This is a genomic window from Leucobacter sp. USHLN154 (assembly GCF_037145595.1).
Lineage (GTDB): Bacteria > Actinomycetota > Actinomycetes > Actinomycetales > Microbacteriaceae > Leucobacter > Leucobacter alluvii.
Window position 1 is genome coordinate 87,907 of record NZ_JBBCXF010000002.1, and the last position, 22,408, is coordinate 110,314.

The window sequence follows — 22,408 nt, forward strand, 5'->3', positions numbered from 1 at the left end:
GATCGGCATCAGCCCAGATTCGACCGCCGAGATTCGTCTGATGATGCTAGAGGCGGAGGGTCCGTCAGCGATACGGTAAGGGGGTGAATGAAACCGCTGCCCGCCGCCGCCCGGGCCCTGCAAGAGTCCTGACCGTGGAGCGGACGGAGCGCATCAGCCCGCATCTCGTGCGCGTGCATCTCGGAGGAGACGATTTCGCAGCTTTCATCGGCGAAGCCGATCCTGAGCGGATCGCGAAGACCGACAAGTACGTGAAGCTGCTCTTCGCGAAACCCGAGCTCGGGCTCGAGCCGCCGTACGATCTCGAAGCGCTGCGCCAACGCCTCCCGCTCGAGGATCTCCCGGTGCGGCGCACCTACACGATCCGCTCCATCGATCCCGCGACGGGCACGCTCGCGATCGACTTCGTCGTGCACGGCGACGCAGGCATCGCCGGCCCGTGGGCCGCCGCCGCACAGCCGGGCGAGCTGGTCACGTTCTCCGGTCCGGGCGGGCAGTTCGCGCCCTCCACGGACCCGCACCTGCCGCGTCTGTACTTCGCCGACGAGTCGGCGCTGCCAGCAGTCGCCGCCGCGCTCGAAGAGACACCCGCCAGTGCGCACGGACTCGTACTCATCGAGGTCGGCAGCGCCGCCGACGAGATCGAGCTGCGTCGCCCTGTCGGCATCGAGGTTCGCTGGCTCCACCGCGACCGAAGCGACGAGCCCCCGGCACTCCACGGCTCCCTCCTCGTCGAGGCCGCCCGCGCCCTCCCCGTGCCCGACGTGCTTCCCGAGGTCTTCGCGCACGGTGAGCGCGGCGCGATGCAGCAGCTGCGTCGGCTGCTGCACGACGAGTGGGGCATCGAGCGTCGTGCCCTGTCGCTCTCGGCCTACTGGGCCGTCGGCCGGGCCGAAGACGGCTTCCAGGCCGAGAAGCGCGAACCCGTCGGCCAGATCTTTCCGGAGTAGCTCGACCGGCGGGTTCGCGGCGACCCGTCAGATGGACGGGGTGACGGCCGACGTTGCAGGCGGATCGTTGCTCAGCAGGCTCGCCAGTCCCGCGAGGGCGACCTGCTCGCCGAATGCCGGATGCTGGCTCGCCACGTCGCGGAAGCTCCCCTGGGCCACGATCACGCCGTCGTCGAGATAGCAGATGCGGTCGTAGTCCTTGATCGTCGAGAGCCGGTGGGCCACCGAGATCAGGGTGACTTCGCCCTGCAGCGCGCGGATGGCCTTCGTGACCTCGTCCTCGGTCTTCGTGTCGAGCGAGCTGGTCGCCTCGTCGAGCACGAGCACGAGCGGATCCGTGTAGAGGGCGCGGGCGATGCCGAGCCGCTGCTGCTGGCCGCCCGAGAGCGACACCCCGCGCTCGCCGATGCGCTCATCGATGCCGCCTGCGCGTGTCGAGATCAGCGAGCCGAGCTGAGCGCGCTCGAGCGCGTGCATGACGCGATCCCGGTCGATGTCCTCCCCCCAGGTCAGCGCGACGTTCTGAGCGATGGTTCCGTCGAACAGCGCGACGCGCTGCGGCACGTACCCGACGCGTCCGCGCCACTGGCGCAGTACCGACTGCATCGAGGCGCCGTCGATCTCGATCGTTCCCCGCGAGGGCTGGCTGAGTCCGAGCAGCAGGTCGATGAGCGTCGACTTGCCCGCCCCGGATGGCCCGACGATACCGACCGAGCTGCCGAGCGGCACATCGAGGGACATGCCCCTGATCACGTCTTCTTCAGCGCTCGGATACCTGAACCGCACGTCGTCGAGGCGGAGCAGCCGCGGGTTCTCTGCGAGTGCCGCGGTGTCGGCCGGCGTCTGCGAGGTCTGCACATCGCGCTCGGATGCGATGAGGTCGCCGACGACGTCACGGGCACCGGGGAGGCTCGCGGTGGCCTGCACGATGCCGCCCTGCACCGCGGTCAGCGCGGGGATCAGACGGAACCCGGTCGTCGCGAACAGCGCGACCGATGAGAGCGCGCCCTGCACTCCGCCCTGGAAGAAGTACGCACTCACGCCGATGAGGGCGATGCCCCCGAGCAGCGCCATCTCGAATGCGAAGCCGGGCAGCACCCCGAGGAACGAACCGTTCGCACGCGCGCGCGTTCCGTGCCGCCGGTTGTCGGTCACCAGGTCTGCGACCTCGCCGAGGCGGTTGCGCAGGCTGAGCTCCTTGAGCGCGTCGATCATCTCGGTCATGAGGTTCGCGACCCGGTAGCTGTAGTCGCGGTTGACCTGGCCGGCCTCGAGCGAGCGGTTCGTGACGACGAAGTGCACGAGCAGCATGACGAGCGAGAGGTAGACAAAGGCGATGACCGAGGTCGCGGGGTCGGAGACCACGAGCACCCCGAGCACGAGCACGAAGGTGAAGAACGCGCTCGGCACGCGCATGAGCGGCAGCACGAATCCGGCCATCGCGTTGGCGATGCCCGCGTCGGCGATGCGCGTGATCTCGGCGACGGTGCGCTTCGACCGCTCTTCCCAGCTCGCACCGATGTAGGCGCGGAACAGGCGATCGCCGACCTCGAGCTCGTATCGCGCGAACCGACGCGTGGCGAACCACTGCAGGATCACGTTGAGCAGCGACTTCAGCATCATGAGCGCGAGCGCGATGAGGATGAGCACGGGCGCCGCCTCGACGCCGATCTCGCCGACGAGCGGAATGGTCACCGCGTTGCCCGCGAGCATCGGCCCGATCGACAGTGCGAGGATCGCCATGCCGATGGCGTCGAGCGTGGTGATGAGGCTCGTGGCGACGATGTAGCCGACGAAGTAGCGCTGCGCGCCTTGCGGGAGCAGCGGGAGGAGCTGCCTGAGGGTGATCCAGATCTGTTTCATGATGCCGTCGGGTGACCCGCGTGCGCGGGCGAGCCCGGCCTAGGCTCCGGCTCGCAGTACCGCGGTGACGCCCGCGATGATGCGCGCGAGGTCCCCCTCGGTGAGCGACGGATGCACGGGCAGCGACAGCACCTCGGTCGCAGCGCGCTCGGTCTCGGGCAGGTGCAGGTCTGGGGCGAAATGCGCGAGCGACGGCAGGCGGTGGTTCGGGATCGGGTAGTACACCCCTGAACCGATCTGGTGCTCCTCCTTGAGCGCGTCGCGCAGGCGATCGCGCTCAGCGGCGTCGACGCGGATCGTGTACTGGTGATAGACGTGCACGGCCTCGTCGGCCACGATCGGCGTGGTGACGCCCGCCACCCCGGCCAGGCCCTCGTTCAGCGTCGCGGCATTCGCCTGGCGCTGCGCGGTCCACCCGTCGACCTTGGTGAGCTGCACGCGACCGATCGCCGCGTGCACGTCGGTCATGCGCGCATTGAAACCGATGACCTCGTTGGCGTACTGCGTCTCCATGCCCTGATTGCGCAGCAGGCGGACGCCGCGCGCGAGCTCCTCGGTCGCGCAGGTGACCATGCCGCCCTCTCCCGACGTCATGTTCTTCGTGGGGTACAGGCTGAACATGGCGAAGTCGCCGAGCGTGCCCACCTGACGCCCGTTCCACGATGCGCCGTGGGCCTGCGCGGCGTCCTCGTAGATCGCGAGGCCGTGCTCGCGGGCGATCGCCTCGATCGCATCGACGAGGAAGGGGTGCCCGTAGAGGTGCACGGGCATGATGCCCTTGGTGCGCGGAGTGATCGACGCGCGCACCGATTCGGGGTCGAGCGTGAACGAATTCGGCTCGATGTCGGCGAAGACGGGGGTGGCCCCGGTGAGCGCCACCGAGTTGCCGGTCGCTGCGAAGGTGAAGGAGGGGACGATGACCTCGTCGCCAGGGCCGACGCCCGCGGCGAGCAGTCCGAGGTGCTGACCCGCGGTACCCGAGTTCACCGCCACCGTGGGCCGGCCGGCTGCGAAGTGCGCGCCGAACTCCTGCTCGAACGTGGCGACCTCGGGGCCTTGCGCGATCATGCCCGAGCGCAGCACCCGATCGACCGCTTCACGCTCCTCGTCTCCGATGAGGGGCTTGGCAGCTGGGATGAACTCTGTCGACATATATGCAGTACCTTTCGCGCACGGGATGCGGATCGTCAGCTGCCAGGATACCGGCCGGATTGCCGTTCGGCTGAGAGGGCCGCACGGCACGGTGCCGAAACCGGGGCGGCACCGCGGCTCTGCGGCCCGTTTCACCCAGTATTCGGGCAGCGGTCTGTCAGAATGGACGCATGATGCCCGACCCTGCGGCTCCTCGGGAGTCCGCCAACGCCGACACCTGGGTCGTGATCCCACTCTTCAACGAGGCGACCGTCATCGGCCGAGTCATCGCCGAGCTCCTGCCCGTGTTCCCGAATGTCGTGTGCATCGACGACGGTTCGAGAGACGGTTCCGGAAGCGTCGCTCGCGCTGCGGGGTCGCACGTCGTGAAGCACCCGATCAATCTCGGGCAGGGCGCGGCGCTGCAGACCGGATTCGCGTATGCGCTCGAGCGCGGCGCACGGTACGTGGTGACCTTCGACGCCGACGGCCAGCATCGAGTGGTGGACGCCGCAGCGATGCTCGAGGTCGCTCGAGCGGAGGATCTCGCGATCGTCTTCGGCTCCCGCTTCCTCGACGACCGCACCAACCCCGGGGTGCTGAAGAAGCTCGTGCTGAAGACGGCGGTATGGGTGACGAACATCACGACCCGTACCCGATTGACGGACGCGCATAACGGCCTCCGCGTCATCCGCGCGGATGCGGTGTCGCGCATCAATCTGCGCCAGGACCGGATGGCCCACGGCACCGAGATCGTCGTGCAGCTCGGAAAGACCGGGCTGCCCTATGCCGAGTTCCCGGTCGAAGTGATCTACACGGACTACTCCAAGGCCAAGGGGCAGTCGCTGCTCAACTCCGTGAACATTCTCGTGGACCTCATCATCCGTTAGGCACCCGTGACACTCTTCCAAGTTCTCCTCATCCTGTTCGTCATCGCCGCGGCGAGCCTCGCCGTGCGGTTCCTTCCCGGCGAGCGGTCGCTGGCGCTCAAGCGCATCTTCGCGATCCTCTTCGTCGCGGCGGCAGCAGCGGCCATCATCTTCCCCGGGATGCTGACGGCGGTCGCGAATTTCTTCGGCATCGGACGAGGCACCGACCTCCTGCTCTACCTCTTCATCGTCGCGATGCTCATCTTCGCCGTGGCGGTCGTCCGGGCGAAAGCGCGCAGCGACGCCCGGGTTTCAGAGCTCGCGCGCGCGGTCGCGCTGATGGAGGCACGCATTCTCGAGGGCCGCTCGCGATCCGGGGGCGATCGGGATGCCTCTGATGGGGCGCCGCGCGCATGATGGCCTGGCTGAGCTTCGCGATCCCTGTCGCGACGACCCTCGCGATCATCGCGGTGACGGGACTCCCGGTTGCGTGGGCGCTTCGGCTGCGCGGATTCACCGTCGCCGTCGTCGCCGTGCCGGCGTCGTTCGCGGTGCTGGCCCTCTCGAGCATCGTCGCGCAGCTCATCGGCGTGCCGTGGTCGATCCTCCCGGCATTCGCGCTCACCGCGGTGCTCGCGCTGGTGCTTCTCGCGCTGCGACGCTGGATCGCGCGGGACGTCACCCCGCAGACGCTCCGACCGCGGGCCCTGCACGTGCGGCACGACCTCTGGGTATCCCTCGGCGCGGCCGCGATCGGCGGCATCGTGCTCGCGATCGCGCTGGTGGCCGCGATCAAGCAGCCGACCGCCATCTCGCAGACGTTCGACGCGAATTTCCATCTCAACGCCGTGCGCTACATCCTCGACGGCGGTTCGGCCTCGCCCGTGTCGATGGATCTCACGTCGCCCGGGTCGCCGGTGTTCTACCCGACGCTCTGGCACGCCCTCGTCGCCCTCGTGGTGCAGCTCAGCGGCGTCGGCATCCCCGTCGCGACGAATGCAGTGCTCTTCATCGTCGTGTGCGTCGTCTGGCCGATCGGCATCGTGGCTTTCGGACGCGCGATCGCCGGCCCGAGCGTGGCGACGACGGTCGTCTCGGGAGCCGTGGCCGCGGCATTCCCGAACTTCCCGCTCTTCCTCGTGGGCTACGGGGTGCTGTACCCCAACATACTCGCGCTGATCCTGATGCCGTTCGTGCTGGTGGCCGGACTGCAACTGTTGAATCTCGGACCGGCTCGACGTGCGCAGCCGCTGACTCCCGCGACCCGCTGGCTGCTGTTCCTCGGAGCGCTGGGAGCCGCCGTGCTCGCGCATCCGAGCGTCATCCACGTGCTCCTCGTCTGGGGCGCGTTCCCGGTGCTCTTCGCCGTGCTGCGCGCACTGCGCGGGCGACCTGTTCCGGGAGACGGCGGGATCGTCGTCATGCCGAAGACCGCGCGCGCCCTGCGCTCCGTCCTCGCGCTCGTCGGCGCCGGAGTCTTCGCGGTGACCGTCGTGGCAGCGTGGATCGTGGGACGCACGACCGACAACGCCTGGCAGGGCTTCTTCAAGGTGCACGACGCGCTCCTGCAACTCATCGGCGGCACGCCGCACATCCAGGGCCACGCCTGGGTCGTCGCCCTTCTCGTGATGCTGGGAGCCGTCCTCGCGTGGCGCTACCGCTCGCTGCGATGGGCGGTGGGGAGCGCCGCGACCCTCGCCGCGTTCTACGTGATCGCCGATGGTTTTCCCACCTCGGAGTGGCGAACGTTCTTCGTCGGGCCCTGGTACAACGATTCCCGTCGTCTCGCCGCTCTCGTGCCGTTCGGCGCGCTGCCGCTCATGGTACTCGGCGCGCGTGCGGCCTGGGCCATGCTCCGGCCGTCGTTCCTGCGTGCGGCGCGGATGTCATCGACCCGGCCCGGTCGCACGTATCGCTCACTCACGGCGTTCGCGCTCATCTTCCTCGTCGCCGTGGGGCACGCCGGCACCTTCCGCATCCAGCAGATCGTCACCGAATCGTACGATCAGGAAGCGGCGATGCTCGTGAACGACGACGAACTCGCGCTCATCGACCGGCTCGATGACGAAGTGCCGGACGGCGAAGTCATCGCGAACAATCCGTTGAACGGCAGCTCGCTCACCTACGCACTCGCGGACCGCGCTGTGACGTTCCCGCACTCCGGCGGCAATTACGATCCGCGGGACTACGAGTTCGTCAACGCCCTCGTGCCAGACCCCGAGCTCGCCTGCAGCCTGTCTCAGGAGCTCGACATCTCGTACGTGCTCGATTTCGGCACCGCATTCGTGATCCCCGACCCCGGCCCGCGCGGCGTGCCGTTCGAAGACATGAAGCACCTCGACCGATCACCGATCCTCACGGAAGTCGACAGCGAGGGTGACGCGGTGCTCTACCGCATCACCGGCTGCTGACCGCACCCACTGAACTCCCGAAGGAGATCCATGAACGACATCAGCCCGCTCGCCTACATCGGCGAGGGAGTGGAACTCGGAGCGAACGTGCGCATCGGCCCCGGAGCGGTGCTGCTCGGCCCCTGCACGGTGGAGGACGACGTCTGGATCGGGCCGGGCGCTCAGATCGGCGCACCGCCCGAGATGTCGAGCCTGCCGCAGAACGCGGCCTGGACCGGGGACCTCCAGCATGCCGGAGTGCGCATCAAGGCGGGCGCAGTGATCCGCGAGAACGCCGTGATCCACCAGGGCACCTATCGCGAGACGAGCGTCGGCGCCCGCAGCTGGGTGCTGAACCGCGCCTACCTCGCGCACGATGTGGTGCTCGGCGACGAGGCGACGGTCTCGGCGGGTGTGTCGATCGGCGGGCACTGCGTCATCGGCGACCGCGTCAACATCGGCATGAACGCGGTCGTGCATCAGCGACGCGTCATCGCCGCCGGTGCGATGGTCGGCATGGGCACGCCCGTGACTCGAGACGTCCCCCCGTTCGCGAAGGTGTACGGCACGCCGCCGCGCCTCACCGGCGTCAACGCCGTTGGCATCGAGCGCGCAGGGCATGATGCGGCTCTCGCCGCAGTGCTGCTCGCGCACTATCGCTCGGGGGATCTCCTCACCGGCGGCGGCTGGATCTCCGACGCGTTCGGCACGCTCCGCGATGACGTCGCCTGGTGGCGCGATCAGGGCGAACTGCGTCCCGTAGGCGTGGTGGAGGGCCTGTGACCGGGCGGTCCCCCAGACTGACGAAGTAGAATAAACGTTTGTGACTTACCAAAGTGCGCTCACTGACCCGGAGTTCGATACTCCGGGGAAGAGCAAGGGATTGTGGGATGTCTTCCGGCATCGCTACCTGCTGTCGCTCCTGCTGAAGAAGAGCGTCACCACCCGCTACTACGGATCCGCGCTCGGCTGGATCTGGTCGTACGTGCAGACCATCGCGCACTTCCTGATGTACTACGTCGTCATCGGCATCGTGCTGGGAATGCACAAGGACATCCAGTACTTCCCGGTGTACCTCTTCTGCGGACTCATCACGGTGAACCTGTTCAGCGAAGTGCTCAGAAACACCACGAGCTCGATCACCGACAACGCCTCGCTCGTGAAGAAGATCTACCTTCCCCGCGAACTCTTCCCGGTGGCTGCGGTGGGGGGCGCGATCACGCACTTCCTTCCGCAGGCCGGAGTGCTGCTCATCATCTGCATCGTTCTCGGATGGACCATCACAGTGATGCAGGTCGTGGCGTTCGTGCTGGGCCTGGTCGTCGTGATCGTCTTCGCGCTCGGACTCGGTCTCTTCTTCGGCGCGCTGAACGTCGCGTACCGCGATGCGCACAACGTGGTCGGCCTGATCCTGATGTTCGCCACCTGGGCCTCGCCCGTGCTCTACATGTCGTCGATGATCCGCGACATCGCCCCGAACTGGGTCTACACGATCTACATGCTCAATCCGGTCACCGCCACCGTCGAGCTGTTCCACAACGTCTTCTGGCTGCCGATCGCGCCCGGCTCCGACCGCCCGAGCGGCCTGATGCTGAATGCGCTCATCGCCCTCGGCATCGCGCTCGTGACACTCGTGATCGGCCAGCTCACGTTCCGAAAGATGGAGGGGACTTTTGCCCAGTACCTCTGAATCCCTCGCCACGACTCCCGTGGCCGCAAAGCCCGCGATCGTGATCAACGACATCAGCAAGACGTTCAAGATCCGCCACGCGACGTCGGTGAAGGAGACCTTCGTCGCCGCGCTGCAGCGCAAGGAGACGTCGTCGAAGTTCACGGCGATCGACGGCTTGTCCCTCGAAGTGCCGGAGGGGCAGTCGATCGCCCTCATGGGGCGCAACGGCTCCGGCAAATCGACGACCTTGAAGATGCTCTCCGGCGTGCTGAGACCCGACACCGGTTGGATACGCACGCGGGGCAGGCTCGCGGGGCTCCTCGAAGTGGGCGCCGGCTTCAACCCGAACCTCACGGGCCGCGACAACGTCTATCTGAACGCGGCGATTCTCGGGATGAGCCGCGAAGAGACGGAAGCCCGGTTCGACGACATTCTCGAGTTCTCGGAGATCGGCGAGTTCATCGATACCGAGGTGAAGTTCTACTCGTCCGGCATGTACTCGCGGCTCGGCTTCTCCGTCGCGGTGCATACCGAACTCGACATCCTGCTGGTGGACGAGATTCTCTCCGTCGGCGATGCGGCGTTCCGTGAGAAGTGCATCGAGCGCATGCAGCTGCTGCGGCAGCAGGGGAAGACCATGTTCGTGGTGAGCCACAGCGCGGGTCAGGTCAAGCAGCTCTGCGAACGCGGCGTGGTACTGCAGCGCGGCAAGGTGATCTTCGACGGGCCCATCGATGAGGCGATCGCCTTCGTGACGCCGGGCTCCGGAAAGCTGCCCGATGGTCCAGTGAGCTACTCGGTGCGCGGCCAGATCAAGACCGTGTTCGAGCGGGATCGGAGCAAATTCGGCCGCCCGTTGCACAACGCCCAGGAAGTCGCGGAGAACGGCGGCGGTTCGTACCAGCGTTTCCAGAACGGACTCATCACGCAGAGCACCGCACTGAAGCAGACGCACGGGTTGCTCCCCGGCTCCTTCTTGAACGCGTATCTCGACAACGACGGCCCCGAGGGGCCGTGGGGATTCCTCGCGGGAGAGGCGAAGGGTCGGCTTCGCGACGGCGGCAAGCGCACGTTGCAGTTCCAGCACGGCGTCGCCACCTATACGAAGGAGCTCGGGGTGCAGTTCACCCCGAGTACACTTTCGTAGGTGAAACTCGCACGCGCGCTCCCGGCTCCGATTCAACGGGGACTCGGGCTCGCCTTCGGCCGGGAGCAACCGTGGCGCCGCAGCTTCCTCGTGCTGCGCGCCCTGCAATCACGAGATGCCACGTCATCCCTCGCGGTCAGAGCACGCGACCGGTTCGAAGCCCAGCTCTCACGCTACCCCGACGCCGTCGTGCCGTACCTCGACTACCTGGCTGAACGGCTTCCCGTCGATCAGGTGAAGCAGTACGCCCAGGCCCTGGCGGCACGGCCGGGTACTCGAGCCGGCGTGCTCGTCGAAGTCGCGAAATTCCACTACCTGCGCAACTCGCTGTCCGTCGGCGACGGCCTGATCGAGCGCGCGAAGGAGCTCGAGCCGGGCCTCGCGCGCATCTACGACGAAGAGGCCTGGAATCAGCGAGCTCGTGGCAACGTGCACCGCGAGTTGCACGCGGTCGAGAAATCGATCGAACTCGCCGACGACGAGGCCGCACGACTGCAGTGGCGCGGGTGGCGCATCGAGGTCCTGGTGCGACTCGATCGTCTCGAGGAGGCGTGGGAGGAGTTCAGCTCCTTCCCCGCACTGGACGCTGGCGATGAACGACTGCTGACGGCAGCCTACTGCGCCCGTCAGCTCGGGATGCACCGTGACGTCGAACGGCTGTACACGCAATTCGCTCCTGCAGACGACGGCTTCGACACCTTCGCGGTGGCGTCCCTGCAGTTCGAGAAGTACCAGCACGCCGACGAGGTAGCGGCGTTGCTGCCAACGCTCGACGAGCACTCCGAGACCCGACTGCTCGACATGAGTTTCCGCGCCAGGGTGCAGCTCGGCGAACTCGATACCGGGATCGCTCACGCGCAGATCGCCATGCTGCGAGACGACTGCCCGCGGGCCATGAAGTCGCACCTCGGGCAGCTCCTCGAACTGCTCGACCGACCGGAAGAGGCGATCGTCGCCTATCTGAGCGCTCGCCCGAAACAGCGGTCTCTGCTGCACCGCTTCCGTCTTGCGAGCCTCCTCGCCGAGCGCGACGACGCGAAAGCCGCGGTGACCAGCTATCTCGAGGACCTGGAACTCGCTGACGATCTTCCCACCGACGGCCTCGCTCGCGAGGTCGACCCGCAGCTCGCCGAGCTCGTCAACCAGTACAACCGGCGCCTCGTGCTCCCGCTGCGCGTCGAGCACCTCGAGCAGATCGCGGCGCGCGCGAGCAGTCGCAAGCTCCGCTGGCAGGCGCTCATGCGTCTCGCGGCGCAGTGCGCAGTGAGCGAGGAATGGGATCGCGCCTGGACCGCGATCTGCACCGCGCAGTACAAGCGCCTCCCGTCGATCCAATTGACGCTGCCCCAGTGGAGCGATCTCGGCTCGTCGCGCAACATGTACTACCACGAGTGCACGGAAACGGAACCGCTGCAACGGCGCACCGTGCTGTACGAGTCCTCGCTGGGCGGATCCACCTCGTGCAATCCGCTCGCGATCTGCCTCGAACTTCTCGCCGACCCCGATCACGCCGATCTGCTCCACGTGTGGAGCATCGAGTCCGATGCGGTAGTCCACCCGGCTCTGCGGGACCGGCCGAACGTCGTGTTCGTGCGCAAGGGCTCTTCTGGCCACTTCCGATACCTCGCGAGCGCCGGTGCGGTCATCAACAACTCGACGCTCGAATACAACTTCACGAAGCGCGATGGGCAGCGCTACCTCAACACCTGGCACGGCGTGCCGTGGAAGACGATGGGGCGCGACAACCGGTCTGAACCCTTCGCCTATGGGAACATCGCCCGCAACTTCTTGCACGCGGACTTCGTGCTCGGACCCGACCCGCATACGCTCGACGTGCTCTCACGCGGCCACGACGTCGACGAGCTCGTTCCCCAGGTCTTCGTGCGCTCGGGGTATCCCCGCAACGATCTCTCGGTGAACCTTCCCGAGGAGTCGCGCCGCGCGATCCGCACCGAATTGGGCGCGCGCGATGGCGAGCACCTCGTGGTCTACCTGCCGACCTGGAAGGGCACCTTCGCCGAACGCGACGCCGAGGTGCAGTCGGTCATCGAGACGGCTCGCGGCCTCGCAGCGCCCGGCTTCCGAGTCGCCGTCCGTGCGCACCACTACGTCAGCTCCGCATTCCGCACGACACCGCCGGGTAATTTCACCTTCGTTCCGGCGCATATCGACACGAACGAGCTCATCGGCGCTGCAGACGCCGTCGTCACGGACTTCTCGAGCGTGCTCTTCGATGCGGCTGCGGTGGGAGTTCCCGTGGTCACGCTCACCGATGACATCGAGGCCTACACCGCCGAGCGCGGCCTGTACTTCTCAGCCGATGACGTGCCAGGGGCGAACGCTTGCTCGACGGCCGAGGCGCGCGCCGAGCTCCAGCGCGCCGTCCGTGATCCAGCAGCCTTTACGGCCTCGTACGCCGCGCAGACGGAGCGTTTCAGCTCGCCTGAGACGGGAACATCTGCACGCCGCGCGGTCGAACTCCTGTTCGGCGAGCCCTGGCCAGAGGCCCCCGAACGCGCTCAGCGTCATCGTTCCGTACTCATCTCGACGGGGGGTCTCCCACCCAATGGCATCACCCGTTCGGTACGCAGCCTGATCGCGGCCCTCGAATCCTCGGAGTACACCCCCTACCTCATTCCGAACCGCAACGCGCTCGAAGGCGCAGAGTCAGAGACGCTCGCCGATGTGCGGGCCTACGCGAAAGTGCTCCCGATGGTCTCCCTCTTCGCGGGCACCCGCATGGAACGCGAGGCGCTGCAGTTCTTCTCCACGCGCCGATACGTCGACTACCCGCTCGTCAAGCGCTTCGTCCGCGCGAGCCAGCAACGCGAAGCGCGCCGTCTCTTCGGCGCCACGGCGTTCCACGCCGCGGTCGAGTTCAGCGCGTACGACGCGAAGAACATCGCTCTGATCGGTTACGGCGTGCGCGTGAACGGAGGCCGACGCGGCATCATCTTCCACAACGAGATGTGGAAGGAAGTCGAGAACAAGTACCCGCGTCTGCGTCCGGGGCTGCTCTCCATGGACGAGATGGACTTCTACGCCTCGGTGAGCGACGGTGTGCGCGACTACAACTCCCGCACCATGCACGAACACCTCGGGGTGCCCGTCGAAAAGCACATCACCATCGAGAACACCATCAACGTCGACGAGATCCGTCAGTTGGCGCAGATTCCCCTCGAGGCCGAGGATGTGGCCTGGTACGGCACGGAGGGCGCGCACGCCTGCGTCATCGCGCGACTCTCGCACGAGAAGAACCACGCGGAGCTGTTCCACGCGCTCGCCGAGAGCCGCGACCGGCTCAGCCGCCCGGTGAAGCTCACCTGCCTCGGAGACGGCCCGCTGCGCCTCGAGCTGCAGGAGCTCGTCACCCGACTCGGTATCGACGATCTCGTTCGCATGCGGGGGCTCGTGCCGAACCCTCAAGCGCATCTGCAGGCCGCGGGCGCCCTCGTGCTCCCATCGCTGCACGAGGGACAACCGCTCGTGCTGCTCGAAGCGCTCACGGTCGGCACCCCCGTCGTGGCGACCGACACTCCGGGGTCACGGTCGGCGCTCCACGACGGCGCATTCGGGCCGCTCGTACCGATCTCGCGCGAGGGGCTCATCGATGCGCTGCATCGCGTCGCCGACGGCCGATTGAACGGGTCGCGCGAGTTCGATGCCGAGTCCTTCACACGGCACTCATTGCGCATGTTCATCGAAGCCATCGACCCGGGTGCGCTCGACTGCGGCTCGGCGCGCCCGGCGCACCCCTAGTTCAGGTTCTCCCGCTCGCGATCTTCCGACGCACTGCATCCCGCAATCCCGCGCCGGGCGGCCGCTGCCGATGCCGCACCTCGGCGACGGTGCGACGCAGATGCGCGAGCTCCTCTTCGAGCCGCTCCAGCCGGAAATCGGTGTCGCAATTGTGCTGACGCTGCTGCTCATCATCCATCAGGGCGTTCAGCCGATCCAGGTGGGTCAACTCCTGAGCCCCGCGCGCCAGGGCCAGCGACTCCTGCATTCGCGAGTCGCCCCAGTGCACGGGAGTCGGGGCAGCGACATCGGCATACGCGACGGAACGCCCTTCGTGCATGCTCGCACTCAACTCGTCCCACCACCGCTGCTGGTGCTCGCGACCTGCCGTTCCAGCCGCGCGCAAGTGCTCGCGGAACTCGGGGAGCCGGGTGCGCAGCGCCTCGATCAGATCCGGTGCGAAACTGGATCTCCAGTGCTCGAACGGGATCGCGAAGTCTTCCATCCCGACATTCGCGAGCGCGCCGCGCATACGGATCGCCGAATAGTAGCTGGTGACGATGCCGAGCGCCGGCACTCCGAGCGCCGCGCCGAAGATGAGCGGGTGATACCGCGTCGATACCGAGAACTCGGCGTTCGCCGTGACGGACAGGAGCGCTCGCGCAGGCAGCAACGGTACGGCACGGAGACGCCCGGAACGCGAGAAGTCGACGATGCGGGTGTGCCCGTACACATCGTCTTCGACGCCGAGTGCGTTCGGCACTTCGAACGTGCTCATGTGCGGCAGCAGCAGCACATCGACGTCCAGTTGCGCCGAGAGCTGATCGAGGATCGCCGCGAGTTCGCGATAGTAATCGTCGGCGTGCAGCGCGGTGGTCTTCGCGTGGAACGTGAAGCTCGCCACCGCGTATCGGCCGGCTGTGGGCAGATCGACGGACACGGGGCCGGGTTCGAGGAGAAGAGCGTCGTCGAGCGTTTGGATGATGCGGGCGTCGTTGCCGCAGAGCCCGCGCATGAGCGCGGCCGAGCTGCGTTCCCTCACCCCGAAGACCCGAGCGTAGCGGGCGATCTCGGCGACGAGAGCACGCTCGGCGTCCCGCAGGTGGGGGCCGACGGTCTGGCTCGTCACATAGAGCGGAACACCGAGCTGCTCGGCAATGCGTTTCACGGCGACCCGCTCGAAGACATGGTGGATGCCGATCGAGTTGAGATTGCCGCCGCCCGCGATCACGACGGCGTCGGCCGCGCGCAAGGCGTCGAGCGTGCGGCGCGTTCCGCACGGATCGGCCGCTCGGCCGGCCGCCGCCGACACGAGGTCGTCGAGCAGTCGTTCCTGTTCCGTCCGCGACAGCCCCCGGAACCCGAGTCGCGGGACCGCGGCGACGCCGTAGAAGCGCTGCGTGATCTCCGGGTCCCCGGCGATACAGGTCACCGTGTCACCGCGAGCGCGCAGCTGATCGAGCACGACCTCTGACATGGCTTCGTCACCGAGGTGATAGCGGCCTTCCCAGGCGAGATCACCGACGACGACGACCTGCATGACCCTCCCATGTTCGACCTGTATGCATGCGACCTTCGCAGCCTAACGAGACGATGTGAACGGGGAGAGAACTACGATTCGCCGGGAGATGAACCTGGTGCGGTGAGCGCGGATACCTCGCTTCGGGCGAAGCGGTAGTCCCCGCCATGCGCGATGAGCAGCCGCTGAGCACCGACTGATGCGACCACGACGTGATCGATTCGGGCCGGGTTCAGCACGCGGTAGTCCCGATCCTCGATCGTCTCCGCTACGTAGACCGACCGCCAGTTCGCCTCGAGCAGATCGTCGGGGAACGGGACGCGGGTGACGACCTCGAGCCGATCACTCACGTACGCGTCGGCGTGCTTCATCAGTACGAAGTGCTCGCGGCTGCCCCTGCCGACACGGTGCCGCACAAGGCCGTGCAAGCGCCGAAGCGGATGGCGCACCGGTTCGCCGACACTCCAGGTTGGAGCGGTGGCGGAAGCACGGATCCGATGCGCGATCTCGCGCAAGCGCGCCTCGTCGCACGGTCCGCGAAGGTCGACGACGCACACTCCGTCCAGCCGTACGCCACTGCCGAGCAGACGGCTCACGCGAAGCGGAACCGAATAACTCGCCCGGCGGAGCAGGCGCTGCAGGCGTCGACCCGCGTCGCGGACCGGCGAGACGGGCGACGGTTGATGCTGCCGGGTCACCCGCCCGCCGGCCGGGACGAGATCGAGACGCTGGCGTATCTCCTCCTCACCGACTGGTTCTCCCGCGAACATCAGTCCGGCGTCGGAGAATGCCGAGACCCGCACCTCATCGGGCCGGTGCGAACGCACCAGCAGCACATGCTGGTCCACCCAGTGCTCACCGAGAAACTCGACGCCGCGAACCTTGCAGTCGATGAGCTCGCCGCCGTGCACGTCATACGTGCTCGTGCTGTCTCCCGACGGAGCGTACAGGGCGACGCGGAGCGTGCTTCTGCTCGCGAAGAGCAACTGCACTGGCGTACGCATACGATGATCTCCGAGCGGCCGTTCGCCTTCGAGCGCCGCGGCGAGCCAAGCCATCCGAATCTCGGTGGGGATCGCGACGAGGCTGAAGCGCTCGATGTGCGCCGCCCCGATTCTGCCGAGGTTCGCCCGGAGCGCGGCAGCGATCTCACGGAGCACGGTCCGATCCGTGTCGTACACCGGAGAATCGCGTTGCAGATTCCGGCGGAACAGATACGACGTGAAATAGAGCAGCGTATTGGCGAGCCACCTGGGGCAGTCGGGCCCTGCGGCTTCGAGCAGCGCCCGATGCGTGACACCGAACACGATGCGAAAGCGCTCGATATTGCGCTCCTGCGTCTTCACGATCGACGAGTCGTCGGCGCGGCGTTGGTAGAAGTACTCGGCGCCCGGGACGAGCACGTACTGCGCTCCGGTCGCGAGCAGGTACCGCATGATGAAATCGGCGTCGGAGGCCGTGGGAAGACCTTCGTGCATCCTCAGACCCAGCTCGGTGATCCTTCGTCGGTCGAAGAAGACGACGCCGCCGAGCGTGTGGATATCTTCGGGATCGTCCTCGAGATCGACGAGACGCACTCCATCGCTGCGGTACTTCCCATCGAGCGGATGCCGAACCGACGCTCCAGCCGGATCGAGCAGACGAATGCGGCCGACGAACATGCGGGCATCCGGGTGGGCGGCCCGAGCCGCCTCGATCGACGCGAGGTAGTGCCGGGACAGCCGGTCGTCGGGGTCCGGCGACGACACCCAGGTTCCGCGCGCGTGATCGAGTCCCGTGTTCCTGGCGGATGCCACCCCGCCGTTCTCCTGGACGATGATGCGCACCGCGAAGTCGGTGACGACCGACCACGATCGCACGACGTCTTCCGACCGCTCGGGGCAGCCGTCGATCACGAATATGAGCTCGTAGCCGCCATGATCCACGTCCTGCTCGTCGAGCGATGCGAGAAATTCAGGCAGGTACTGCTCGACGCGGTAGCAGGCCACGACGAGCGACGTGTGCGGTCGGCGGGCGTTCTCAGAGCTGTCGTCGAAGTTCGAATACGCCCGTGGCGCTGCAGTCGTCACCGCGCCTCCTCTCGCTTCCACCTATCGCTCGAGTTCAATCTAGCAAGGGGCAACAAACGTCTATCTTCCGTTCATCGGTCGTTTTTGTGGCATACCTAGGCTGACGCGAGTGAGCAACTCTCAGGCACCCAAACTCGTCGTCATCGGCCAGGGCTACGTCGGCCTGCCCCTTTCCGTTCGCGCGGTGGAGGCCGGGTACGACGTCGTCGGCATCGATTTCGATCAGCGTCGTATCTATGCGCTGAACCGTGGCGAATCCTACGTCGAAGACATCTCCGACGCGTCGCTGGCAGCCGCCGGCCAGACCGGCCGGTACCGTGCGACCACCGATTACGCGGAGGCCGTCGGGTTCGACTTCGCTGTGGTGACGGTGCCGACACCGTTGAAGGACTCGATGCCGGATCTCAGCTTCATCGAGAGCTCGGGCGCATCGCTGGCTGAGCACATCACGCCGGGCGCGACGGTCGTGCTCGAATCCACAACGTATCCAGGAACCACGCAGGAGTTGCTCGTGCCGATCCTCGAACAGGGTTCGGGCTTGCGCGCCGGGCAGGACTTCCACGTCGGATACAGCCCGGAGCGCATTGACCCGGGAAACCAGAAGTTCACCTTCCGAACGACCCCGAAGATCGTCTCGGGGATCGACGACCGGTCTCTCGACAAAGTGGACGGGCTCTTCTCCACTCTCGTCGATCGCACCGTGGCGGTGAGCTCACCGCGCGAGGCCGAGATGGCCAAACTGCTCGAGAACACCTTCCGTCACGTCAACATCGCGCTCGTCAATGAGCTCGCCGTATTCGCGCACGAACTCGGCGTCAACGTGTGGGAGTCGATCGACGCCGCCTCGACGAAACCCTTCGGGTACATGAAGTTCACCCCCGGCCCGGGAGTTGGCGGTCACTGCCTGCCGATCGACCCGAGCTACCTCTCGTGGAAAGTGCGGACCGAACTCGGGCGCAACTTCCGCTTCGTCGAACTGGCGAATGATGTCAATGAGCACATGCCCGACCACGTCGTGCAGCGCGCGATGCACATCTTGAACGATCACGGCAAAGCGCTTCGAGGATCGAAGGTGCTACTGATCGGAGTCGCGTACAAGAAGGACTCGGGTGACTCGCGTGAATCGCCCGCGCTCCGCGTGATCGAACTGCTGAAGAGCTACGGCGCCGAGGTGCTCGGCGTCGACAGCCACGTCGAGGCGCACCGCTGGCCCGCCGACGCTACGCGCGTCGATCTCACGGCGGAGACCATCGCGGGAGCGGACATGGCGATCGTGGTGACCGATCACTCCGACATCGACCTTCGGCTGCTCGTCGACACGGGGCTTCCCGTGTTCGACACCCGCAACAGCCTGCGGGGCGCCAACATTCACCACCTCTAACTCCGCGGCATCATTCCGAGCACCGGCAGAAGCGCTCTCGCATCATGCGCGTCGAGCGTTCGCACGATCGCTTCCCGGTGCCCGGCGAGAGCGCCCGGGCTCTCCATCAGGAGCTGCAGCGTGCTCCGGATCTCTTCGGTTCCGCCGGGCAGTATCGCGGCGCCGTAGACATCTCGATATCGCTGGGGGGCGACGACGACGGATCCCGCGCGGAACGCCTGCCAGACGAGGTCGTGCCGGAGCGCGGCGCGGCGGTCGAATGGGTCGATCACGAGTATCGTCGATCGGCTGATGATCTCGGCGGCAGGCGAAGCGGCTCCCTCGAGCAGCACATGACGCCCTGCCCCGCCGAGGTGCTCGACCAACCACCGCTCATGCAGTCGCGGCATGTCGGGCAGTCCGGCGTTGACCACGCCGATCGTGACCATCTCAGATCGGGACGCCTCCGTTGACGCCCGGGCCCCGTGCTGGTCGGCGCGTACGAATACTGCGCGGTGCGCCTCATTCCCGACGGTCAGCACCTCGGCCTCAGAGAGGCCAGCACCGACCACCCACTCCGGCGACACGCCGAAGGCGCGATGCGCAGCACCGGCGATCAACGCGCGATCGACGAACGCCGCGCGTCTCCCTTCGAGATTGACCGGATGCTCGACCACGACGAGGAGGCGCTCGACCGTGAGCCCGATCTCCGTTCGATCTGGAAGCAGCAGCAGATACTCGGGGTCGGTCACCACCAGCGTGTGCACGTGGCGGGTCTCGGCCCACGCGACCCACTCGGCGGCGCCGTCTTCGACCAGCTGCCAGGTTTCGTGCCGCACCGATTCATGCCGATGCGACGAGTGGCGGGGGTGTGCCCCGTTCACCAGTCCGATGGGGCCGGACATCGCTCCGGCCAGGTGTCGAAGCGCCCCCGCCCAGTCGTCGAACCGCTCGACGGCCGGCGCCCAGTCCCGCAGCACTGCGAGCCGCAGCGGTCCACCTGCGGGAGTCCCGCGCAGGCGAGCGGGCGCGGCGAAGGCCGGCGCACCGTCGATCCCAACCCGAAGCGATCGTTCGTGCGCCACCGCATCCGCGTGCCATCCTCGAAACTGCTTCCGATACGCCACCCGGTCGCCCGAGTGCCAGTTGCCGGGCTTGAAGTCCCCACGCGAGAGCGACCCCGGCGTCAGCTGGGTGAGACCCAGATGCGCCGGCAGTTCGACAATGCTCCGCTCCGGCATCATCGCCCGCATGCGGTCCATGTACTCCGTGTCCCCGGCCTTGCGCACATCATCGTAGTATCCGATCAGGTCGACGACCTCTCGCCGCCGGAAGAGCAGTGACGAGGTGTTCATACGCTCCGGAGTGAAGCCGATCAGCGTCGCCTTCCCATCAGCAGTGAGTCTCACAGCTCGGGAGAGCGTCGCGATGACCTCGGGGCGATCCCGAAACGGACGGAGCTGGGCTTCGATACGCCTGGGGTGCGCGAGATCGTCGGCATCGACCACCGTGACGAACTCGCCTGTCGCGACACGCAGCCCCGCGTTTCGCGCGCGGTAGGCACCTCCGTTCGCTTCACTCCGGATCACGCGCACGCGGGGGTCCGACGCTGCTGCCTGCGAGATGTACTCCCGACCATGCTCCGAAGCGTCGTCGATGATCACGATCTCCAGATCCCGCCACGACTGCCGCGTCAACGATTCGATCGTTCGGAGGTATGAGGCAGAGGGGTTGAATGTGGGCACGATGACAGTCACAGAACCGAGACCCGTCTCAACCGATGCTGCGACTTCAGGCGCGCGCAATCCGGCGAACAGGGTCTGCCCCTCCAGCGGGTCGAAGCACCACGCCTCCACTTCCGACCGCTGCGTGATCTCGTCGAATCGGGCGCGCCACCCCGCGCCCCCCGGATCGGCGACGAGGTCGAGCCGGGCCGCCCACAGCGCTTCCGGGTACACGGCTTCAAATGCGGCGAGCCGTTCGACGAGGCCGCGATCCCGCGTCGCGACGGCGGCCTGGAATGCCCAGGAGAGCTGCGGCTGTGCCCCGAACGCGTCCGTTTCGCCCAAGTCGAGTGCGAGATGCGTCGCCGCCCGCGCTGCGTCGGTGCGCTCAGGCGAATCCTCGAGCATCATCGCGAGGTACGCCCCAGCGAGGATCTCCTTGATCCACCATCCGTCGGGGAGCGGACCGAGTTGCTTGCCGAGCAATGCGCGCTGCAGACCCGACCAGTCCAGCTGACCCCGAGATGCCCGACGGGCGAGGAGATCGACGGCGGCGCTCGATCGGTAGCGTGCGCCGAGTCGGAGCAGCACCCAGGGTGATCGGCGCAGGATCGCGGCATACCCGTAACGGTCGAGCGCGCCGATGCGCGTGCGCGGTGCGAGAGAGGCAGCCAGTTCGCGCTGTGCTTCGCGCACACGTGCGCGCCTTCGACGCCAGATCCATACTCCCGCAGCGACGCCGACGCACACGGCCGCGGAGCCGAGCGCTACGGCTGCGACCGGCGATCCCAGAAGGGCGGCGACGATCGCGCCGCAGACGAGCACTCCGAGCAGGGCGATGCCGATGCGGCGCTTCGGGAGTCGCGCAGCGAGTGCGCCCAGTCGCCGCCTCATGCCACCTGCTCGCTGATGATGCGGGCGATCCGGCGACCCGCGTGCCCATCCCAGAGCGGCGGCGTGCGTCGGTGCGCGTGCTCAGCCGATGCGAGGCGCTCGCGAAGCGTGCTCGCCACGGTCTCGGCGGTCACCAGCGTGTTCGTGCCGTCGGAGATGGTGACGGGGCGTTCGGTATTCGGGCGCAGGGTGAGGCACGGAACGCCGAGCATCGTCGTCTCCTCCTGCACTCCGCCCGAGTCGGTGATGACCGCGCGGGAACCGCGCACGAGCCCCATGAATTCGAGGTATCCCTGCGGATCGATCACGTGGATGCCGGGCTCCGCGAGGATTCCCGTTGCAGCGAATGCACGGGCGCCGCGGGGGTGCATGGGCAGCACGATCGGGGCGATCGCTGCGCACTCGACGAGCGCATCGACGAGACCTGTGAGCGACGCAGGATCGTCCACATTCGCGGGCCGGTGCAGCGTGGCGACGAGGTATGGATCGGTCGCGCGCAAGCCGATAGCCGAGAGCACGGCGCCCGCGTCGAACCGGTCTGCGCTCGAGAGCAGGGTATCGATCATCGGGTTCCCGACGAAGAAGATCTTCTCCTCTGGCACGCCTTCGCGTCCGAGGTGCGCATTCGCGTCGGCGCTCGTGGTGAACAGCAGGTCGGAGACCGAATCCGTGAGGATCCGGTTGATCTCCTCAGGCATGCCACGATCGAAACTGCGCAGTCCGGCCTCCACGTGAGCGAGCCTGATACCGAGCTTCGATGCGACCAGCGCGGCCGCCAAGGTGGAATTGACATCGCCGTACACGACGACGAGTTCCGGAGAGTGCTCCATGAACACGGCTTCCAGTGCGACCATGATCGCGGCGGTCTGCTGCGCGTGCGACCCCGATCCGACCCCGAGTGACATGTCGGGCTTCCGCAGATGCAGTTGCCGGAAGAAGATCTCTGAGAGCTTGTCGTCGTAGTGCTGCCCCGTGTGCACGAGCATCTGGTCCATGCCCAGTTCGTCGAGTGCGCGCATCACGGGTGCGGCCTTCGGGAAATTGGGTCGGGCACCGGTGATGTGGATGATGCGAGCTGACAT

The 22,408-nt window shown here is 67.0% G+C and carries 15 protein-coding genes; 9 read left to right on the forward strand and 6 right to left on the reverse strand.

All coding sequences use genetic code 11. The features are described from left to right. Positions 1 to 134: 134 nt before the first annotated feature. Positions 135 to 950, forward strand: a complete 816-nt coding sequence (locus WFH23_RS04550; protein ID WP_336661722.1) for a siderophore-interacting protein — start codon at positions 135 to 137, stop codon at positions 948 to 950. 27 nt (positions 951 to 977) lie between these two features. Here the strand turns inward: WFH23_RS04550 and WFH23_RS04555 are convergent, their stop codons facing one another. After that, positions 978 to 2,813, reverse strand: a complete 1,836-nt coding sequence (locus WFH23_RS04555; RefSeq protein WP_200332430.1) for an ABC transporter ATP-binding protein — start codon at positions 2,811 to 2,813, stop codon at positions 978 to 980. 39 nt (positions 2,814 to 2,852) lie between these two features. Next, a complete protein-coding gene (locus WFH23_RS04560; protein WP_336661723.1) occupies positions 2,853 to 3,965 on the reverse strand; it encodes a DegT/DnrJ/EryC1/StrS family aminotransferase in 1,113 nt (370 codons plus the stop codon). 170 nt (positions 3,966 to 4,135) lie between these two features. On the opposite strand from WFH23_RS04560, the gene WFH23_RS04565 reads away from it, so the two are divergent. Genes WFH23_RS04565 through WFH23_RS04595 form a run of 7 tightly spaced genes read left to right on the forward strand, consistent with a single transcriptional unit; the run spans position 4,136 to position 13,781 of the window. Further along, on the forward strand, positions 4,136 to 4,834 hold the full coding sequence (locus WFH23_RS04565) for a glycosyltransferase family 2 protein (protein ID WP_442918688.1): 699 nt from the start codon (positions 4,136 to 4,138) through the stop codon (positions 4,832 to 4,834). Between the two features lie 6 nt (positions 4,835 to 4,840). Next, the gene (locus WFH23_RS04570) at positions 4,841 to 5,230 is read left to right on the forward strand and encodes a DUF2304 family protein (RefSeq protein WP_200332426.1); all 390 of its coding nucleotides are present in this window, start codon (positions 4,841 to 4,843) and stop codon (positions 5,228 to 5,230) included. Beyond that, entirely contained in the window at positions 5,227 to 7,224 is a 1,998-nt protein-coding gene (locus WFH23_RS04575) for a DUF6541 family protein (RefSeq protein WP_336661724.1), read from the forward strand. Before WFH23_RS04570 ends, WFH23_RS04575 begins: the two co-directional genes overlap by 4 nt. A 30-nt stretch (positions 7,225 to 7,254) precedes the next feature. Then, positions 7,255 to 7,986, forward strand: a complete 732-nt coding sequence (locus WFH23_RS04580) for a DapH/DapD/GlmU-related protein (RefSeq protein WP_336661725.1) — start codon at positions 7,255 to 7,257, stop codon at positions 7,984 to 7,986. A gap of 40 nt (positions 7,987 to 8,026) precedes the next feature. Continuing rightward, positions 8,027 to 8,893, forward strand: a complete 867-nt coding sequence (locus tag WFH23_RS04585) for an ABC transporter permease (protein ID WP_200332420.1) — start codon at positions 8,027 to 8,029, stop codon at positions 8,891 to 8,893. Beyond that, complete coding sequence (locus tag WFH23_RS04590; RefSeq protein ID WP_336661726.1) at positions 8,877 to 10,022, forward strand: ABC transporter ATP-binding protein; 1,146 nt, start codon at positions 8,877 to 8,879, stop codon at positions 10,020 to 10,022. Before WFH23_RS04585 ends, WFH23_RS04590 begins: the two co-directional genes overlap by 17 nt. Then, positions 10,023 to 13,781: a glycosyltransferase gene (locus WFH23_RS04595; protein ID WP_336661727.1), complete on the forward strand. Its 3,759-nt coding sequence runs from the start codon at positions 10,023 to 10,025 to the stop codon at positions 13,779 to 13,781. A gap of 1 nt (position 13,782) precedes the next feature. On the opposite strand, the gene WFH23_RS04600 is transcribed toward WFH23_RS04595, so the two are convergent. Beyond that, positions 13,783 to 15,300, reverse strand: a complete 1,518-nt coding sequence (locus WFH23_RS04600) for a polysaccharide pyruvyl transferase family protein (protein ID WP_336661728.1) — start codon at positions 15,298 to 15,300, stop codon at positions 13,783 to 13,785. 71 nt (positions 15,301 to 15,371) lie between these two features. Beyond that, positions 15,372 to 17,348 (reverse strand): glycosyltransferase, encoded by a 1,977-nt coding sequence (locus tag WFH23_RS04605; protein WP_336661729.1) that lies wholly within the window; start codon positions 17,346 to 17,348, stop codon positions 15,372 to 15,374. Between the two features lie 109 nt (positions 17,349 to 17,457). Here WFH23_RS04605 and WFH23_RS04610 point away from each other — a divergent pair, with 109 nt between their 5' ends. Beyond that, positions 17,458 to 18,729, forward strand: a complete 1,272-nt coding sequence (locus WFH23_RS04610; protein ID WP_336661730.1) for a nucleotide sugar dehydrogenase — start codon at positions 17,458 to 17,460, stop codon at positions 18,727 to 18,729. Here WFH23_RS04610 and WFH23_RS04615 read toward each other — a convergent pair. Beyond that, positions 18,726 to 21,326, reverse strand: a complete 2,601-nt coding sequence (locus WFH23_RS04615) for a glycosyltransferase family A protein (protein WP_336661731.1) — start codon at positions 21,324 to 21,326, stop codon at positions 18,726 to 18,728. The two genes, WFH23_RS04610 and WFH23_RS04615, sit on opposite strands and share 4 nt — an antisense overlap. Continuing rightward, positions 21,323 to 22,408, reverse strand: a complete 1,086-nt coding sequence (wecB, locus tag WFH23_RS04620) for a non-hydrolyzing UDP-N-acetylglucosamine 2-epimerase (RefSeq protein WP_336661732.1) — start codon at positions 22,406 to 22,408, stop codon at positions 21,323 to 21,325. Before wecB ends, WFH23_RS04615 begins: the two co-directional genes overlap by 4 nt.

Bases quoted from the DNA above. Each gene is read 5' to 3' on its own strand.
- WFH23_RS04555 (WP_200332430.1), bottom strand. From the start codon at position 2,813: ATGAAACAGATCTGGATCACCCTCAGGCAGCTCCTCCCGCTGCTCCCG.
- WFH23_RS04560 (WP_336661723.1), bottom strand. From the start codon at position 3,965: ATGTCGACAGAGTTCATCCCAGCTGCCAAGCCCCTCATCGGAGACGAG.
- WFH23_RS04565 (WP_442918688.1), top strand. From the start codon at position 4,136: ATGATGCCCGACCCTGCGGCTCCTCGGGAGTCCGCCAACGCCGACACC.
- WFH23_RS04575 (WP_336661724.1), top strand. From the start codon at position 5,227: ATGATGGCCTGGCTGAGCTTCGCGATCCCTGTCGCGACGACCCTCGCG.
- WFH23_RS04580 (WP_336661725.1), top strand. From the start codon at position 7,255: ATGAACGACATCAGCCCGCTCGCCTACATCGGCGAGGGAGTGGAACTC.
- WFH23_RS04600 (WP_336661728.1), bottom strand. From the start codon at position 15,300: ATGCAGGTCGTCGTCGTCGGTGATCTCGCCTGGGAAGGCCGCTATCAC.
- WFH23_RS04615 (WP_336661731.1), bottom strand. From the start codon at position 21,326: ATGAGGCGGCGACTGGGCGCACTCGCTGCGCGACTCCCGAAGCGCCGC.
- wecB (WP_336661732.1), bottom strand. From the start codon at position 22,408: ATGTCAGCTCGCATCATCCACATCACCGGTGCCCGACCCAATTTCCCG.